This is a genomic window from Magnetospirillum sp. ME-1 (genome assembly GCF_002105535.1).
Lineage (GTDB): Bacteria > Pseudomonadota > Alphaproteobacteria > Rhodospirillales > Magnetospirillaceae > Phaeospirillum.
In genome coordinates this window covers 2,984,996-3,001,384 of the sequence record NZ_CP015848.1, presented here as the reverse complement: position 1 = coordinate 3,001,384, position 16,389 = coordinate 2,984,996, and the positions used below count along the sequence as shown (strand labels likewise).

Sequence of the window (16,389 nt, the reverse complement as noted above, 5' to 3'; positions counted from 1 at the left end):
CGCTGTTAGCACTCTCCGGCGACGAGTGCCAACCATCTAGGAGGGGTGAGCGGGAGAGTCAAGCGCGATCGGGTGAAATTTCCCGCATTTTCCGGGGCAGATTGCGGCAACTTAATGATTCGTAATGATAAATTTCCGCCATGGACATGGGGCGATTCGCACCTACATTGTTGGGCAGCGATTTTTCCACCGGGAAGGCGAGCCATGACCCCTGCTGAACGTGACCTGATTCTCAGCGTCTTCGACCGCCTGTCGAAGCTGGCGGGCGGCCCCAAGGACCGCGAAGCCGAGGCCCTGATCGTTGAGCGCCTGCGCGCCGTGCCCGATGCCGCCTACAATCTGGTCGAGGCGGTGGTGGTGCAGGAAATGGCCATCAAGGAGAACGAGGCCCGCATCCGCGACCTCGAGGCCCGGCTGGCCGGCCAGTCCCAGCCGCAGCAGCAGGGCGGCGGCTTCGGCCGGGGCGTGTGGGGCCGCGGCTCGGTGCCCTCCACCCAGGCGCCGCAGCAGCAGGTCCAGCAGCAGCAATACGCGCCGCCTCCCCAGCAGCAATACGCCCAGCAGCCCTCGCCCTGGGGCGGCCAGCCCTCGGCCGGCGGCGGCTTCCTGCGCACGGCGGCGGGTGCCGCGGTGGGTGTGGCCGGCGGCATGCTGCTGGCCAACAGCATCTCGTCCATGTTTGCCGGCGGCCATGGCGCCTCGGCATCGGCGCCGCAGCAGGCATCGGATACCGGCAGCCATGTCCCGGCCGATACGGCTCCGCCCAGCTACGACACCAATATCGCCGACGACCAGGGCTACGGTGATTTCGACCCCGGCTACGACGTGGGCGGCGGCGACGACAGCTTCTAGACCAATTGCAACTTGGGAAACCGTTCTCGTATAACGGGGGCGGTTTCCTTGTGATGAGAGCCCGACATGATCCTCTACACGCTGCGCTGCTCCCACGACCATCACTTCGAGGAATGGTTCGACAACAGCGGCGATTACGATTCCAAAAAGGAAGCCGGCGCGCTCGCCTGTCCCGAATGCGGCGACAAGGAGGTGGGCAAGGCGATCATGGCCCCCAACGTGGGCAAGGGCCGCGCGGCGGCCGCTCCGCCGCCCTCTTGCGGCACGCCCATGGGCTGCGGCGGCTGCCCCATGGCGGGAAGCCATTGATCAGTATCGACCGCATCGACCATTTCGTCCTGACGGTGGCCGACATCGCCGCCACCTGCGCCTTCTACCAGACGGCGCTGGGCATGGAGGTGGTGGAGTTCGGAGCGGGCCGCAAGGCCCTGGCCTTCGGCGGCCAGAAGATCAACCTGCACCAGAAGGGCCGCGAGTTCGAGCCCAAGGCCCTCCACCCCACCGGCGGCTCGGCCGATTTCTGCCTGACCACCACGGTTCCCATGGCGGAGGTGATCGCCCACCTGAACGGATGCGGCGTGGCCATCGAGGACGGGCCGGTGGCGAGAACCGGCGCACGCGCGCCCCTCGTCTCGGTCTACATCCGCGATCCCGACGGCAATCTGGTGGAAATCAGCAACGAGGCCGCCGGTTAATCGGCCAGCAATTCCAGGTCCCGCGAGCGCCAGTCCAGCACGGCGGTGCGCTTGCTCATCTTGGCCGCCAACTGGGGGAACTCGTCGCGCAGCACCTGTGCCGCGAAGTCGGAGAGAAAGCGCGACTTCAGCTCGGCCCGCGCCCGGTCGACGCCGATCTCGTCATAGGGCACCGAGGCCAGCAGCAAAAAGCCGTCATCGGGAATGCGCCCGGCGGCCATGTTGTCCTCGATGATGGCGGCGGCCTTGCGCAGCGGATCGGCCAGATCGGGGCTGTAGGGGCCGATGATCAGGGCCAGGTTGGGGGTGTGCAGGAAGTCGAAGCCGCGGCCCAGGCAGATCATCCATTCCCGGTGCTCCACGTCCAGTGAGCGCTCGTGCCGGCGGGTCTGGTCGCGCACCGTGGCGATGTGCTCCAGATTGCCCCGCAGCAGCGGAACCAGATCGGCGCGCATCTGGGCCGGCATGCCGGGCAGCAGGGCGGCGAGGCGCGGCTCCAGGGTGGCGGCCTCAGGCACCGACAGGGTGGCGAGGTCGAGCGCGGCGCCGCCTTCGCCATGGATGACCAGGGCGTCCTCGTCGGTCTCGAAGCCGCAGACCAGGGGATAGACCGTGCCATGGCCCTGGCCGAAGATATGCTCCACCTGGGCGCGAATCTGGCGGGTATGGGCGATGGCCGCCTCGGTGTCGTAGCCGAAGCCGGCGCAGCCCCGCTTGGGGTCGCCCTTGGACCAGTGATAGGTGATCAGGATCAGCACCCGGCGGCCCGAGTCCACCATGCGGGTGACGTGATGGGCCAGCACCTCGCCCAGATGGGGCCAGCCCAGGTCGAACATGCCGCCCAGATTGCGGAACGGCATCAGGATGCCGGCAGGCGTATTGGTGGCGACGGGGATGTTGATGCGCCCGTCCATGCATTTCAGCACGGCGATGGCGGTGGGATGTTCGGCCAGATAGCGCTGGCGGGCCAGCCAGGCCTCGGGGCCGCGAAACACCTCGCCATGGCGGCGGGCCAGGTCGAACAGCCAGTCGATGCGTTCAGCGATGGGGCGGCGGTGAATGTCGGGCATGACCGTCTCCTTCTCCTCTCCGCCTCGGAGCTACCCCTTGTCCACCGTGTCCAGCAGGGCCAGCAGACCGGCCAGAATCTGGCGGGGGCTGGGCGGACAGCCGGGAATGTGCAAATCCACCGGCACCACGTCCGAGACTCCGCCCACCACGGCGTAGGACCCGGCGAAGCAGCCGCCATCACGACCGCAATCGCCCATGGCCACCACCCAGCGGGGTTCGGGCGTGGCCTCCACCGTGCGGCGCAGCGCCTCTTCCATGTTGCGCGTTACCGGCCCGGTGACCAGCAGCACGTCGGCATGGCGCGGGCTGGCCACGAAGCGGATGCCGAAGCGCTCGAGATCATAGATGGGGTGGTTGACGGCATGAATCTCCAGTTCGCAGCCATTGCACGAGCCGGCGTCCACCTCGCGGATGGACAGCGAGCGGCCCAGCCGCTGCCGGGCGCGGCGGCCCAGCGCCTCGGCCAGCTCCGTCACGCCGTCCGGGTCGGGGCGCGGCGCGTCCTTCTGGGTGTGGGGGCCCTTCAGCAGGTGGCGGGCCAGGATCTTGGCGATGGGCGGGATCATGCCGGACTCTCTGTCATGCTGAGCGAACGCGAAGCATCTTTCAGCCGCCGGCGGGAATCGTGCCTGAAAGATCCTTCGCCATGCTCAGGATGACAGGCGGGAGAGCCGGCACTCATAGATCATGCCCCGAGTACGAGCAGTTGAACGACTTGTTGCACAGCGGGAAGTCGGCGACGATGTTGCCCTCGATGGCGGCCTCCAGCAGCGGCCACTGGAACCACGAGGGATCGTGGACGTGGCAACGCTCCACCACGCCATCCTCGCCGATGCGCAGCCAGACCACCACCTCGCCGCGGAAGCTTTCGGCCAGGCCCAGCCCCTCGCCCGCCACCTCGGGCACCGGCACCTGGAAAGCGCCTTCGGGCATCTCGTGCAGCATGCGGTTGATCAGGTGCAGCGATTCCCGGGCCTCGGCGAAGCGCACCAGCACCCGGGCGTTGACGTCGCCTTCGGTCAGTACCGGCACCGTCATGTCCAGCTTGTCGTAGGGGGGATAGCCGGGCGATTGCCTTGCGTCATGGCCGCGCCCCGAAGCCCGGCCCACGAAGCCGCCGGCCCCGAAGCGATGGACCAGCGAAGTCTGGACGATGCCGGTGGACACCGTGCGGTCGGACAGGGACGGCGTGTTCTCGTAGAGCTGATAGGCCTCCTCGAACAGCCGCACGAAGCCATGCAGCAGGTGCTTCAGCGCCTCGGCCCCCTCGTCCGACAGGTCGCGGGCGACGCCGCCCGGCACGATGCGGTCCATGTTGAGGCGATGGCCGAACAGGGCGTCGTTGGCCCGCACGATCTTCTCGCGCAGCACGCCCATATGCGACAGCATGATGGCGAAGGCGGCGTCGTTGCACACCGCGCCGATGTCGAAGACATGGTTGGCCACCCGCTCCATCTCGGCCATCACGCCCCGGATCCAGTGGGCGCGGGGCGGCACCTCGCAGCCGGTGGCGGCCTCGACGGCGCGGGCGAAGGCCAGGGAATAGGCGACGGTGGCGTCCCCCGACACGCGGGCGGCGATGCGGGCCGCCTTGGGCAACGGCGCCCCCGACATCAGCCCCTCCACCCCCTTGTGCTGGTAGCCCAGGCGCTGCTCCAGGCGGACCACCGCCTCGCCCTGGCAATGGAAGCGGAAGTGGCCCGGCTCGATCACCCCGGCATGGACGGGCCCCACCGGAATCTGGTGCAGGCCGTCGCCCACCGCCTTGAGGAAGGGATAGGAATCGGGCTCGGACGCCGGGGCCATGGGCTGGGCGGACAGCGGCATGCGTGACGGCCAGCGCCCATGGTCCAGCCAGTGGCGCTTGTCCTCCAGACCGACGGGAGCCAGCCCCCAGACGTCGTGGATGGCGCGCTCCATGCGGATCACACCCGGCCGGGCGTTGCCCAGCGCCAGGAAGCGGCGGTCGGCGCAATGATGGGACGCCACCGCGATGTCGCCGGTGGTCTCGTCCCGAAGGGCCACGTGGATATGCTCGCGCTCGGCCCATTCGGCCATCACCGCCCATTCCGCCACCCTGAGGCGATCGACCAGCAGCCGCCAGCCCTTGAGGTCCAGGGTGAAGCGCGGCCACGGCCGGTGCCCCTCGACGGGGGTGCCCAGCGACAGGAACTCCAGAAGGGTGACGTCGCCGATCATCCCAGGAACCTCGCCACATGCTGGAACCACGCCACCAGTTCCTTGGGCAGATAAAGGCCCGCCACCAGCACCAGCAGCATATGGACCCAAAGCGGCGTCAGCGCCAGGGCGGCAGAAAGCGGCCCGGCCTTGCCGTGGGCGTGGGCGTGGGGCGGCGGCTCGCCGAAGGCCATGCTTTGCAGCCGCGCCACCAGGGCGCCGAAGGCCAGCAGCAGGCCGATGGCCAGCGGTATGGCCAGCAGCGGCTGGCGGGCGAAGGTGGAGCTCAGCACCAGGAACTCGCTCATGAACACCCCCATGGGGGGCAGGCCGGCGATGGCGAGAACCGCCAGCACGAAGCCCCAGCCCAGCACCGGGTGGGACTGGGTGAGCCCCTTGATGGCGGCAATGCGCTTGGTCCCTAAGTTCTGGCTGATGATGCCCACCGCGAAGAAGATGGCGGACTTGGTCAGCGAATGCATGGTCATGTGCAGCAGGCCGGCGAAATTGGCCACCGCGCCGCCCATGCCGAAGGCGAAGGTGATCACCCCCATGTGCTCGATGGAGGAATAGGCGAACAGCCGCTTGATGTCGCCGCGCCGGTACAGCATGAAGGCCGACAGGAACAGACTCGACAGCCCCATGACAATCAGGAGCGGACCGGGCGTCAGCGTCGCGCCGTTGGCGGCGATGACCATCTTGAAGCGCAGCAGGGCGTACAGCGCCACGTTGAGCAGCAGCCCCGAGAGGACCGCCGAGATGGGGGTGGGACCTTCCGCATGGGCGTCGGGCAGCCAGGCATGCAGAGGGGCGAGGCCCACCTTGGTGCCGTAGCCCACCAGCACGAAGACGAAGGCGAGGTTCAGAAGGTCGGGCTGGAACCGGTGGGCCTGCTTGATCATCAGGGTCCAGGCCATGGCGTCGGCGCCGTCGCCCATCACCGGCTGGGCAGCGAGATAGACCAGGGTGGTGCCGAACAGGGCGAGGCCGATGCCCACCGAGCACAGGATGAAATACTTCCACGCCGCCTCGATGGCTTCACGCGTGCGGTAGAGGCTCACCATCAGCACGGTGGTCAGCGTCGCCGCCTCCACCGCCACCCACATCACGCCGGTGTTGTTGGCGCAAAGCGCCAGCAGCATGGTGAACAGGAAGGCCTGGTACATGGAGTGGTAGAAGCGCAAATGCAGGTCGGACAGCCGCTGCGCCTCGGACTCGCGGGCGATGTAGGCGGCCGAGAACACCGAGGTGGTCAGCCCCACGAAGGCGGTCAGCACCACCAGATAGACGTTGAAATCGTCGATGAACAGCAGCCGGGTCGGCTCGGGCCGCACGTTGATGAGCAGCAGCGACGAGGCGAAGGTGATGGCCGACGCCAGCACGTTGATCCAGGTGGCCGCCCGCCAGTCCTTCAGCACCGCCAGGAAGCCGGCCGAGCCCAGCGGCACCCCCAAAATCCACAAGAGCGGATTGTCCAGGCCGGGCAGAAGGGTGAAGCCCCCGATCATTGGCGGTCTCCCCTATGGGTTTCCAGATCGGCCAGATCCAGGGTGTCGAAGCGCTCGCGGATGCGGAAGAAGAAGATGCCGAACAGGGTCATGGCCACCAGCACCGAGAAGGCCACGGAAATCTCCACCACCAGCGGCATGCCCTTGGCCGAGACGGCGGCCAGGATCAGCCCGTTCTCCAGCGCCATGAAGCCCACCACCTGGGTCACCGCGTTGCGCCGCGTGATCATCATGAGGAGGCCCAGCAGCACCACGCTCATGGCCAGCGCCAGGCTTTCGCGCGTCAGCGCCGTGGCGTTGGCGGTGACGGGCAGCACCAGCAGGATGGACAGCGCCACCAGCGCCACCCCGGCCATCATGGTCCAGCCGATGGACATGGCGGTTTCCACGTTACGGTGGATGCCCAGCTGCTCCACCAGCCAATGCAGCGCGATGGGCACGATCACCGCCTTGAAGATCAGGGCGATGGCCGCCGTGACGTAAAGGTGCGGCGCGTGCTGGATATGGGCCTGCCACGCCGCCGCCGCCGCCAGGGCCAGGGCCTGGAAGGCGAAGGTGTTCAAGACCGCGAACAGGCGGCGCTGGTACAGCAGCGAAAAGCCGGCCATCAGCACCGTGGCGCCGATCAGGTGGGCGATGTCGTAGGAAAGCTGCGCCCCCATCACACCGCCTCCGAGACATAGAGGAAGATGGTGGCCAAGAGGCCCAGCAGCAGGGCTCCGCCGAGGAAGTCGGCATAGCGGAACACCCGCATCTTGGCGATGGAGGTCTCGAACACGCCCAAGGCCGTGGCCAGGATGAAGCACTTGGCGAGGAAGGCCCCCAGCCCGACCAGCACGGCCAGCGCGCCGTCTCCCGGCTGGGCCATGCCCCAGGGCGCGAACAACCCGCCGATCAGCGCCATGAACAGGGTGAGCCGCACCATGCCGGCGCCTTCCATCAGGGCCAGATGGCGGCCGGAATACTCCAGCACCATGGCCTCGTGCACCATGGTCAGTTCCAGATGGGTGGCGGGATTGTCGATGGGGATGCGGCCGTTCTCGGCGATGGCCACCATCACCAGGGCGGCCAGCGCCAGGCCCAGGGACACCTCGATGCCCACCCCGCCCGACAGGATGAAGGCGATGATCTGGGCCGGCGCCGTGGTACCGGAAATCAGCGACAGCGAAAAGGTGACCATCAGCATGGCGGGCTCGGCCAGCGACGCGATCATCATCTCGCGCGATGCGCCCAGACCGCCGAAGCTGGTGCCGATATCCATGCCGGCCAGGGCCGTCCAGAACCGCGCCACCCCCAGCAACGCCACCAGGGCGATCAGGTCGGCCGCCTGGGCCAGGAACAGGTTGGTGGTAAACGCCGGAACGATCGAGGCGGCCAGCCACACCGAGCCGAAGGTCACATAGGGCGCGGCGCGGAACACCCAGGAGGCGGAATGGGCGACCACCGCCTCCTTCTGCAACAGGCGGTAGACGTCGCGGTAGGGCTGGAACGGCGAGGCGCCGATACGGCCGTTCAGCCTGGACTTGACCAGCCGCACCCAGCCGGTGATCAGCGGGCTGATGCCGATTACCAGAACGATCTGCAGCACTTGCCAGAGAACGGCGCTCATTGGCTTTGCCTCACCGCGACCACCAGCAGCATCATCACCAGGGTGGCGAACATCATCAGCAGGTAGCGCCGCACCGTCAGGTACTGGATGCGGTTGACCAGATCGGCGATGAAATCCACCACCCGGCCGATGCCGGCGTAAAGGCCCACCCAGATGGGATCGATGACCCGCACCTTCAACTCCGCCGGGCGGTTGTCGCCGGGATCGGGCATGTCGACGCTTTCCTTGGCGGCGAAGATGGAGGCGCAGAAGACGCGGCGCAGCGGCTGCGAGAAGCTTTGGCCGGTGTACTGGCTTTCGGGGATGTCCTCGCGGTGGCCGCAATCCCAGGCGTCGGCGCGGCGGATACGGCTGGTGCCCAGCAGGCGGGCCAGCATCAGGGTGACGGCGCACAAGGCCACCCCGGTCATCACCAGCACCGTGCCGGAATAGGAGCCGCGCGTCGAACTGACGGGACTCAGCCACGGCCAGCCCAGATCGGCGGAAACGGCGAACTGCACCCCGGTGAGCGGCGTCACCACGTGGGACAGCGCATCGGTGATGGTCACCGGAATGGCGCCCAGCACCACGCACATCACCGCCAGGAAGGCCACGGTGAGCCGCATGGAGGCCGGAACCTGATGGGCCTCGGCCGCCGCCTTGGAACGGGGCCTTCCCAGAAAGGCGATGCCATAGGCGCGCACGAAGCAGGCGGCGGCCAAAGCGGCGGCCAGGGCCAGCATGGCGCCCACCACGGGCACGCCGAATTTCATGGCCCAATGGGGCAGGCTCGGCCCCTTGAACAGCGACTGGAAGATCAGCCATTCCGACACGAAGCCGTTCAGAGGCGGCAGGGCGGAAATGGCGATGGCCCCCACCAGGGCGGCGACGCCGTTCCACGGCATGCGCTTGGCGAGCCCCCCCAGCTTGCCCAGGTCACGCTCGCCGGTGGCGGTGATCACCGCGCCCGCCGACAGGAACCACAGGGTCTTGAAGATGGAATGGTTGACGATGTGGTAGAGCCCGGCCACCAAAGCCAGGGCGGCCAGGGTCTTTTCGCCGCTCCCCTTGAAGGCGATAGCCAGCCCCAGGCCGATCACCACCACCCCGATGTTCTCCACCGTGGAATAGGCCAGCAGCTTCTTCAGGTCGTCCTGCACGATGGCGTAGAGCACGCCCAGCACGGCGGTGACGCCGCCCACCACCATCAGCACCGCCCCCCAGTGCCACGGCACCTCGCCGTGCAGGTCGAACAGGATGCGGATCAGGCCGTAGAGCGCCACCTTGGTCATCACGCCGCTCATCAGGGCGGAGACATGGCTGGGCGCCGCCGGATGGGCCAGCGGCAGCCAGGCGTGCAGCGGCACCAGCCCCGCCTTGGACCCCGCCCCCAGCAGGGCCAGCAGCACCACCAGGAAGCCGGACACGCCGTCCAGCTTGGCGGCGCGCATGGCGGGGAAGGAATAGGCCCCCTCGCCGCCCGCCATCAGGCCGAAGCAGGTCAACAGGCAGAAGGTGCCGAAACAGGCCATCACCAGATAGACGAAGGCGGCCTGGCGGTTCTCGGCGTTCTTGTGGTCGGCCAGCACGAGGAGCCACGACGACAGCGACATGAACTCCCAGGCCACCAGGAACATGAAGGCGTCGTCGGCGATCAGCACCGCGTTCATGCCGAACAGGAACAAAGGATAGAACGGCGTCACCCGCTTAGGTTCGGGCAGGTGCGAGCAATACCCGATGCCATAGGCCGAAGCGGCGGCCGAAGCCAGATTGACCACCACCATGAACAGGGCGGACAGGTTGTCGAGGCGGAAATGGGCGGCCATCCAAGGCAGGCCGATGGGCAGCACGATGGCCGGGCCGGTGCCGGGCGTCTGGCCCAGATGCTTGATGCCCCCGGCCAGCAGGGCCAGGGAGGCAATCATGCAGCAAAAATAGACCAATCGATGCCGCCACATCTCCGCACCGGCCAGCACGCCGAGCACGGCGAGGGCCAAAAGGGCGGAAAGGGCGGCCGCGATCAGCATCGGCTACGCAGCTCCGCCAAGACTCTATGGCAGGACATGGGCGTCGTCTCCCGTGAATCCCCTGTCGTCGGAGCCGGTTTTCCGGCCCTCTTCATCTCGTCTTATGGCGAGGAGACGGGAATCATACCCACCCGAGGGGGCGGGCGCAAGGCCGCCCGAAGGCTACCCCCGCGCCAGCGCCCGCCAGGCGATATCGCGGCGGCAGAAGCCGCCCGGCCAGTCGAGCGCATCCACCGCGTGATAGGCCCGCTCGCGGGCTTCGGCCACGCTTGCCCCCCGCGCCGTGACGCCCAGAACCCGGCCGCCGGTGGCGACCACATGGCCGTCCTTGAGTGCGGTTCCGGCATGCAGCACGGTGACGCCGTCCACCTTGGCGGCCTTGTCCAGACCGCCGATGACGGTGTTCTTCTCGTACGAGCCGGGATAGCCCTTGGCGGCCATCACCACCACCAGGGCGACGTCGTCGGACCATTTGAGCTCGATGCCCGACAGCTTGCCCTCGGCGCCGGCGGCCAGCACCGGCAGCAGATCGGACTCGAGCCGCGCCATCAGCACCTGACATTCGGGGTCGCCGAAGCGCACGTTGTATTCCAGAAGCTTCGGCCCGTCCTTGGTGACCATGATGCCGGCGAACAGCACGCCGGTATAGGGCTTGCCCATCTCGGCCATGGTGCGCACCAGCGGCAGGATGGAGCGTTCCATGATCTCGGCCTGCACCGAATCGGTGACCACGGGAGCGGGGGAATAGGCACCCATGCCGCCGGTATTGGGGCCGGTATCGCCGTCGCCCACCCGTTTGTGGTCCTGGGCGGCCACCAGGGGCAGCGCGGTCTTGCCGTCGCACAGCGCGAAAAACGAGCATTCCTCGCCGTCGAGGAATTCCTCGATCACCAGTTCGTTGCCGGCGTCGCCGAACACCTTGTCGCCCATCATCATGTCGACGGCCGCCAGCGCCTCGTCGAGCGTCATGGCCACCACCACGCCCTTGCCCGCCGCCAGCCCGTCGGTCTTGACCACGATGGGCGCGCCCTTTTCGCGGATGAAGGCCTTGGCCTTTTCCATATCGGTGAAGCGGCCGTACCAGGCGGTGGGAATGCCGGCCCGGGCCGCCACGTCCTTCATGAAGCCCTTGGAGCCCTCGAGCTCGGCGGCCGCGGCCGAGGGGCCGAATACCTTGATGCCGGCGGCGCGGCACTTGTCGGCGAGGCCGAGGACCAGCGGAGCCTCGGGGCCCACCACCACCAGATCGACGGCATTGGCCTGGGCGAATTCCACCAACTCGTCCACCTTTTCCGCCCCGATGGCGACGCATTCGGCCGCATCGGCGATGCCCGCATTGCCCGGAGCGCACCACAGCTTGGTGAGAAGAGGAGACGACTTCAGCTTCCAGCACAGCGCATGCTCGCGCCCGCCCGAACCGACCACCAGAACCTTCATGTCCGCCTCCCGGAGTTCCACTTGTCATCCCGAGCGTAAGCGAGGGATCTCCGCTTGGCGCAGCGGTGCCTATGCTGGTCCGACGGAGCAGGACGAGATCCCTCCTCCCATCGGTCGTCGGGATGACAAAGGGTCGTTTATCACTTCCGTCCGCGTTTGCAAATCACCAGCTCTTGCGCCACCATCCGCCCATGAACGACGAAGCCCGCCCCGCCCCCTCCAACGTCCCGGAATACTCGGTCTCGGAACTGTCCGCCGGCCTGCGGCGCACGGTGGAGGACGCCTTTTCGTTCGTGCGCGTCCGGGGCGAGATTTCGGGCTTCAAGCGCCATTCCTCGGGCCATCTCTATTTCTCCCTGAAGGATGCCGAGGCGGTGCTGGACGCGGTGTGCTGGCGCGGCTCCGCCTCGAAACTGGCCATCGGCCCCGAGGACGGCATGGAGGTGGTGGCGACCGGGCGGCTGACCACCTATCCCGGGCGCTCCAAATACCAGATGGTGGTCGAGCGCATGGAACTGGCCGGCCAGGGCGCATTGTTGAAGATGCTGGAGGACCGCAAGAAGCGGTTGATGGCCGAAGGGCTGTTCGACCCCTCGCGCAAGCGCCCCATCCCCTTCCTGCCCGATGTGATCGGCGTGGTGACGTCCCCCACCGGGGCGGTGATCAGGGACATTCTGCACCGCCTGGCCGAACGCTTCCCCCGCCGGGTGCTGCTGTGGCCGGTGGCCGTCCAGGGCGAGGGGGCGGCGGCCCAGGTGGCAGCCGCCATCCGGGGCTTCAACACGCTGAAACCGGGCGGAACGGTGCCGCGCCCCGACGTGCTGATCGTGGCCAGGGGCGGCGGCTCGCTGGAAGACCTCATGGCCTTCAACGAGGAAATCGTGGTCAGGGCGGCGGCGGACTCCGAGATTCCGCTGATCTCGGCGGTGGGACACGAGACCGACACCACGCTGATCGACTTCGCCTCGGATCTGCGCGCCCCCACGCCTACGGCGGCCGCCGAGAAAACGGTGCCGGTGCGCGCCGAACTGATCGCCACCATGGCCGACATGGGCGCGCGCATGGTGGGCGCCATGCAGCGCGGGATGGAGGACCGGCGCAATCGCCTGTCCCACACCTTCCGGGCCCTGCCCCACCCCCGCCGGGTGATGGAGGATTGCGCCCGGCGGCTGGACGAGCGGGCCGAGCGCCTGGCCAACGCGCCCCGCATCCTTCTGGAGCGCCGCCGGGCCGAGCTGGACCGCCTGGGCGCGCGCCTGCGCCATCCCCGTGAACAGCTGGCCGAGGCCGGACACAAGCTGACCGCGCTTTCCACCCGTCTCGATCACGCCATGAAGACGGTGACGGCCGCCGAGCGCGCCGCCAACGAGCGCCGCGCCCTGCAACTGGAACAGTCCGCCGCCCGCCTGATCCAGTCCCTGCCCCGCCTGCTGGACGACAAGGCCAAGCGCGTCGCCCATGCCGGCCAATTGCTGGAAAGCTTCTCCTACCGCAAGGTGCTGGAGCGCGGCTTCGCCGTGGTCCGCGACGAACACGGCGCGCCGGTCACATCCGTTACGGCGGCCAAGCCGGGCACCGCCTTAGGCGTAGAATTCGCCGACGGCAAGGCCGGCGTCAGGGTCGAGGGAGCCGCCCCGCCGCCAGCCCCCAAGACCCATCGCAAGCCGGCAACGCCCGATGGGCGGCAAGGGTCATTGTTGTAACCATGGGACTTGTCATGCTGAGCCGCTGGCGAAGCATCTTTCAGCCCGAGGCGGTGACCATTCCTGCCTGAAAGATCCTTCGCTTTGCTCAGGATGACAGGGGCCGCCGCCTACTCCACCCCCACCAGGGACTTGGCGAAGGCATCGGCCTCGAAGGGACGCAGATCCTCGGCCTTTTCGCCGACGCCGATGGCGTGGACCGGCAGGCCGAATTTTTCGGCCAGCGCCACCAGCACGCCGCCCCTGGCGGTGCCGTCCAGTTTAGTCAGCACCAGGCCGGAGACGGCCACCATGTCCTTGAAGATCTCCACCTGGGAATGGGCGTTCTGGCCCACGGTGGCGTCCAAGACCAGCAGCACCGAATGGGGCGCGGTCTCGTCCACCTTCTTGATGGAGCGCACCAGCTTGGCCAGCTCGGCCATCAGGTCGGACTTGTTCTGCAGGCGCCCGGCGGTGTCGATGAACAGCAGGTCGTCGCCCCGGGCGCGGGCCTGCTCGACGGCGTCATAGGCGAGGCCAGCGGCGTCGGCGCCGGTTTCGCGGGCAATGACCGGGCAGTTGGTGCGCTCGCCCCAGACCTTCAGCTGTTCCACCGCCGCCGCGCGGAAGGTGTCGCCGGCGGCCAGCGTTACCGACAGCCCGGCATCCTTGTAGGTCTTGGCCATCTTGCCGATGGTGGTGGTCTTGCCCGAGCCGTTGACGCCCACCACCAGCACCACGTGGGGTTTGCGGGCGGGATCGATTTCCAGCGGCCTGGCGACGGGACCGAGGATGCGGGTGATCTCCTCGGCCAGGGTCGCCTTGATCTCGTCGGAGGTGACGTCCTGGCCGAAGCGGGTCTTGGCCAGATGCCGGGTTACCCGCGCCGCGGTGGCGACGCCGAGATCGGCGGTGATCAGCAGCTCCTCCAGTTCCTCCAGCGCCTCGTCATCCAGCTTGCGCTTGGTGAACAGGTCGCCGATGCCCGTCGTCAGCTTGGAGGACGACTTGGCCAGCCCGGATTTCAGGCGGCCGAACCACGAAGCCGTCTCTTCGGCCGGCGCAGGGGCGGGAGTGGGGACTTCGTCCTTCTTCTTGCCGAACCCGAAGATGCTCATGCCAATTCCCCCACCAACTCGTCGCCGTCCACCGAGATGACGCGCACGTTCAATATCGCCCCCGGCGAGGCATGGCAACCCGCCACGGCGACCGGCAGGTAATGGGCGGAGTGGCCCTTGCCGTCCTGTTCGATCAGCACGCTTTCCACGCCGCCGACGCGGGTGGCGAGGAAGGCGGCCATGGCTTCGCCCCCCTTGGCCCGCAGGCGGGCCGCGCGTTCCTTGACCACGTCGCCCTTGACCTTGGGCATGCGGGCCGCAGGCGTGCCGGGCCGCGCCGAGAAGGGAAAGACGTGCAGGTGGGTGAGCCCCGCCTCGTCCACCAGATCGAGGGACTTTTGGAACATCTCCTCGTCCTCGGTGGGGAAGCCGGCAATGATGTCGGCGCCCAGCACCGCATCAGAGCGCAAGGACCGGATCCGCGCCGCCAGGGCGATGACGTCGCCGCGCAGGTGGCGGCGCTTCATGCGCTTCAGGATGGTGTCGTCGCCCGCCTGGACCGACAGGTGGAAATGGGGCAGCAGGCGCGGCTCGGACGCGATGGCCGCCAGCAGGTCTTCGTCGACCTCGACGGGATCCAGCGACGACAGCCGCAGGCGGGGAAGCTCGGGGACGGCGGCCAGCAGGCGGCGCACCAGCTGGCCCAGGCCCGGCTTGCCCGGCAGATCGGCGCCATAGGCGGTGACGTCCACGCCGGTCAGCACCACCTCGTTGTAGCCAACCGCCACCAGTTCCCGAATCTGCTCGACGATGCGGCCCATGGGCACCGAGCGGTTGGGGCCGCGCCCGAAGGGGATGATGCAGAAGGTGCAGCGGTGATCGCAGCCCTGCTGCACCTCGACGAAGGCGCGGGCGCGGCCTTCGAAGCCGGACACCAGATGGGAGGCGACCTCGCGCACCTCCATGATGTCGCCGACCACGATGCGTTCGGCGGGCGGGGCGGCGAAGATGTCGGGCCGCATCTTCTCGGCGTTGCCCAGGATCTGGTCGATCTCCGGCATGGCGTCGAAAGTTTCGGGGTGGGCCTGGGCGGCGCAGCCGGTGACCACGATGCGGGCGTGGGGACGCTCGCGCCTTATCTTGCGGATGGCCTGGCGGGCCTGGCGCTCGGCCTCGGCGGTGACGGCGCAGGTGTTGACGATCACTGTCTCGACGCCGCTTTCCGTGGCCCGCGCATGCTCCTTCATCACCTCGGATTCATAGGCGTTGAGGCGGCAGCCGAAGGTCAGGACCTCGGGTGGTTTCGTGCTCATGAAAGCAGGCTGGAATCCAGCGTCCCGGTAAAGGCCACCGCCACCGGCCCGGTCATCAGCACGTGACCGTCCTTCAGCCATTCGATGGTGAGCTGGCCGCCGTCCAGGATGATCTCGGCCTTGCGGGGAGAAAGGCCCCGGCGCGCCGCCGCCACCAGGGTGGCGCAGGCGCCGGTGCCGCAGGCCAGGGTGATGCCCGCGCCCCGCTCCCACACCCGCATGCGGATACGGCCCATTTCCGCGTCGGGCGGGGTGAGAACCTGGGCCACCTCGATATTGGCGCGCTCGGGAAACAGGGCGTGATGCTCGAGCCCACGGCCCAAGGCGGCAAGGTCGATGCTTTCCGCGTCGTCGACGAAGAACACCGCGTGGGGATTGCCCATGCTGACGCCGACGGGATCGGACAGCGGCCCGGCGGAAATACCCAGATGCAGGGTGTCCACCGCCTCGGCCACGGGGATTTCCCGCCAATCCAGGCGGGCGGGACCCATGTCCACCGCCACCTGGAAGGGGCCGCGCGATTCGGCGTCCAGCAATCCCGCCTTGGTCTCGAACACCACCTTGTCGAGGCCGGTTTCCTTCATCAACAGCCAGGCGACGCAGCGCGACGCATTGCCGCAGGCCGCCACCTCGGAGCCGTCGGCGTTGTAGATCAGCATGGTGGCGTCGGCGGTCTTTCCGCTGGGCGGGGCCAGCACCACCAGCTGGTCGCAACCCACCCCGGTACCGCGCGCCGCGATGGCGCGCACCCGGTCGGGGGTCAGGGGAAGCGCGCGCGCGCGGGCGTCGAGGACGACGAAGTCGTTCCCCAGGCCGTGCATCTTCAGGAAGGGCCAGGCTCTATCGCTCATGATGGCGATTTATATGGGGCGGCGGGGACCTGAGTCCAGCGTCGCGCATGGGGCAATGGCGGGATGGCGGGTTGCGGGCCGGCGCTCCCCCCCCTATCCTTGGAGAATGAGAATTGAAAGCGCCCCGCC

General features: G+C 68.1%; 15 protein-coding genes. 4 read left to right on the top strand and 11 right to left on the bottom strand.

Annotated features, from left to right (window positions below):
• The first annotated feature begins 204 nt into the window (after nt 1-204).
• The 3 genes from WV31_RS14165 to WV31_RS14155 all read left to right on the top strand — a co-directional run bounded on the left by WV31_RS14165 (nt 205) and on the right by WV31_RS14155 (nt 1,547).
• A complete protein-coding gene (locus WV31_RS14165; RefSeq protein WP_085374180.1) occupies nt 205-852 on the top strand; it encodes a DUF2076 domain-containing protein in 648 nt (215 codons plus the stop codon).
• A gap of 66 nt (nt 853-918) precedes the next feature.
• Nucleotides 919-1,161 carry a DUF1178 family protein gene (locus WV31_RS14160; RefSeq protein WP_085374179.1) on the top strand — a complete coding sequence of 81 codons (243 nt, stop codon included), beginning with the start codon at nt 919-921 and terminating at the stop codon, nt 1,159-1,161.
• Entirely contained in the window at nt 1,158-1,547 is a 390-nt protein-coding gene (locus WV31_RS14155; RefSeq protein WP_335645092.1) for a VOC family protein, read from the top strand. Before WV31_RS14160 ends, WV31_RS14155 begins: the two co-directional genes overlap by 4 nt.
• Here WV31_RS14155 and WV31_RS14150 read toward each other — a convergent pair.
• The 8 genes from WV31_RS14150 to purD form a co-directional block, all read right to left on the bottom strand.
• Nucleotides 1,544-2,617, bottom strand: coding sequence for a carboxysome shell carbonic anhydrase domain-containg protein (locus tag WV31_RS14150; RefSeq protein ID WP_085374178.1), 1,074 nt, complete (start codon nt 2,615-2,617; stop codon nt 1,544-1,546). The two genes, WV31_RS14155 and WV31_RS14150, sit on opposite strands and share 4 nt — an antisense overlap.
• A gap of 30 nt (nt 2,618-2,647) precedes the next feature.
• Complete coding sequence (locus WV31_RS14145) at nt 2,648-3,184, bottom strand: NADH-quinone oxidoreductase subunit B family protein (protein ID WP_085374177.1); 537 nt, start codon at nt 3,182-3,184, stop codon at nt 2,648-2,650.
• 112 nt (nt 3,185-3,296) lie between these two features.
• Nucleotides 3,297-4,817 (bottom strand): hydrogenase large subunit, encoded by a 1,521-nt coding sequence (locus WV31_RS14140; protein WP_237051299.1) that lies wholly within the window; start codon nt 4,815-4,817, stop codon nt 3,297-3,299.
• Nucleotides 4,814-6,304 carry a hydrogenase 4 subunit F gene (locus WV31_RS14135; RefSeq protein ID WP_085374176.1) on the bottom strand — a complete coding sequence of 497 codons (1,491 nt, stop codon included), beginning with the start codon at nt 6,302-6,304 and terminating at the stop codon, nt 4,814-4,816. Before WV31_RS14135 ends, WV31_RS14140 begins: the two co-directional genes overlap by 4 nt.
• Complete coding sequence (locus WV31_RS14130) at nt 6,301-6,966, bottom strand: hydrogenase-4 component E (protein ID WP_085374175.1); 666 nt, start codon at nt 6,964-6,966, stop codon at nt 6,301-6,303. Before WV31_RS14130 ends, WV31_RS14135 begins: the two co-directional genes overlap by 4 nt.
• The gene (locus WV31_RS14125; RefSeq protein ID WP_085374174.1) at nt 6,966-7,913 is read right to left on the bottom strand and encodes a respiratory chain complex I subunit 1 family protein; all 948 of its coding nucleotides are present in this window, start codon (nt 7,911-7,913) and stop codon (nt 6,966-6,968) included. The genes WV31_RS14130 and WV31_RS14125 overlap by 1 nt, the downstream gene beginning before the upstream one ends.
• Nucleotides 7,910-9,919: a hydrogenase 4 subunit B gene (gene hyfB, locus WV31_RS14120; RefSeq protein ID WP_085374173.1), complete on the bottom strand. Its 2,010-nt coding sequence runs from the start codon at nt 9,917-9,919 to the stop codon at nt 7,910-7,912. The genes WV31_RS14125 and hyfB overlap by 4 nt, the downstream gene beginning before the upstream one ends.
• Nucleotides 9,920-10,081: 162 nt before the next feature.
• A complete protein-coding gene (gene purD, locus WV31_RS14115; protein WP_085374172.1) occupies nt 10,082-11,356 on the bottom strand; it encodes a phosphoribosylamine--glycine ligase in 1,275 nt (424 codons plus the stop codon).
• 191 nt (nt 11,357-11,547) lie between these two features.
• Here purD and xseA point away from each other — a divergent pair, with 191 nt between their 5' ends.
• On the top strand, nt 11,548-13,059 hold the full coding sequence (xseA, locus tag WV31_RS14110; RefSeq protein ID WP_237051298.1) for an exodeoxyribonuclease VII large subunit: 1,512 nt from the start codon (nt 11,548-11,550) through the stop codon (nt 13,057-13,059).
• A 110-nt stretch (nt 13,060-13,169) separates the two neighbouring features.
• On the opposite strand, the gene ftsY is transcribed toward xseA, so the two are convergent.
• Genes ftsY through dapF form a run of 3 tightly spaced genes read right to left on the bottom strand, consistent with a single transcriptional unit; the run spans nt 13,170 to nt 16,260 of the window.
• A complete protein-coding gene (ftsY, locus tag WV31_RS14105; RefSeq protein ID WP_085374170.1) occupies nt 13,170-14,156 on the bottom strand; it encodes a signal recognition particle-docking protein FtsY in 987 nt (328 codons plus the stop codon).
• A complete protein-coding gene (mtaB, locus tag WV31_RS14100; protein WP_085374169.1) occupies nt 14,153-15,409 on the bottom strand; it encodes a tRNA (N(6)-L-threonylcarbamoyladenosine(37)-C(2))-methylthiotransferase MtaB in 1,257 nt (418 codons plus the stop codon). The genes ftsY and mtaB overlap by 4 nt, the downstream gene beginning before the upstream one ends.
• Nucleotides 15,406-16,260 (bottom strand): diaminopimelate epimerase, encoded by an 855-nt coding sequence (gene dapF, locus WV31_RS14095; protein ID WP_085374168.1) that lies wholly within the window; start codon nt 16,258-16,260, stop codon nt 15,406-15,408. The genes mtaB and dapF overlap by 4 nt, the downstream gene beginning before the upstream one ends.
• Nucleotides 16,261-16,389: the final 129 nt, after the last annotated feature.

Bases quoted from the DNA above. Each gene is read 5' to 3' on its own strand.
- xseA (WP_237051298.1), top strand. From the start codon at position 11,548: ATGAACGACGAAGCCCGCCCCGCCCCCTCCAACGTCCCGGAATACTCG.
- WV31_RS14145 (WP_085374177.1), bottom strand. From the start codon at position 3,184: ATGATCCCGCCCATCGCCAAGATCCTGGCCCGCCACCTGCTGAAGGGC.
- WV31_RS14150 (WP_085374178.1), bottom strand. From the start codon at position 2,617: ATGCCCGACATTCACCGCCGCCCCATCGCTGAACGCATCGACTGGCTG.
- dapF (WP_085374168.1), bottom strand. From the start codon at position 16,260: ATGAGCGATAGAGCCTGGCCCTTCCTGAAGATGCACGGCCTGGGGAAC.
- WV31_RS14140 (WP_237051299.1), bottom strand. From the start codon at position 4,817: ATGATCGGCGACGTCACCCTTCTGGAGTTCCTGTCGCTGGGCACCCCC.
- WV31_RS14125 (WP_085374174.1), bottom strand. From the start codon at position 7,913: ATGAGCGCCGTTCTCTGGCAAGTGCTGCAGATCGTTCTGGTAATCGGC.
- WV31_RS14160 (WP_085374179.1), top strand. From the start codon at position 919: ATGATCCTCTACACGCTGCGCTGCTCCCACGACCATCACTTCGAGGAA.
- WV31_RS14165 (WP_085374180.1), top strand. From the start codon at position 205: ATGACCCCTGCTGAACGTGACCTGATTCTCAGCGTCTTCGACCGCCTG.
- WV31_RS14130 (WP_085374175.1), bottom strand. From the start codon at position 6,966: ATGGGGGCGCAGCTTTCCTACGACATCGCCCACCTGATCGGCGCCACG.
- mtaB (WP_085374169.1), bottom strand. From the start codon at position 15,409: ATGAGCACGAAACCACCCGAGGTCCTGACCTTCGGCTGCCGCCTCAAC.
- hyfB (WP_085374173.1), bottom strand. From the start codon at position 9,919: ATGCTGATCGCGGCCGCCCTTTCCGCCCTTTTGGCCCTCGCCGTGCTC.
- purD (WP_085374172.1), bottom strand. From the start codon at position 11,356: ATGAAGGTTCTGGTGGTCGGTTCGGGCGGGCGCGAGCATGCGCTGTGC.
- WV31_RS14135 (WP_085374176.1), bottom strand. From the start codon at position 6,304: ATGATCGGGGGCTTCACCCTTCTGCCCGGCCTGGACAATCCGCTCTTG.
- ftsY (WP_085374170.1), bottom strand. From the start codon at position 14,156: ATGAGCATCTTCGGGTTCGGCAAGAAGAAGGACGAAGTCCCCACTCCC.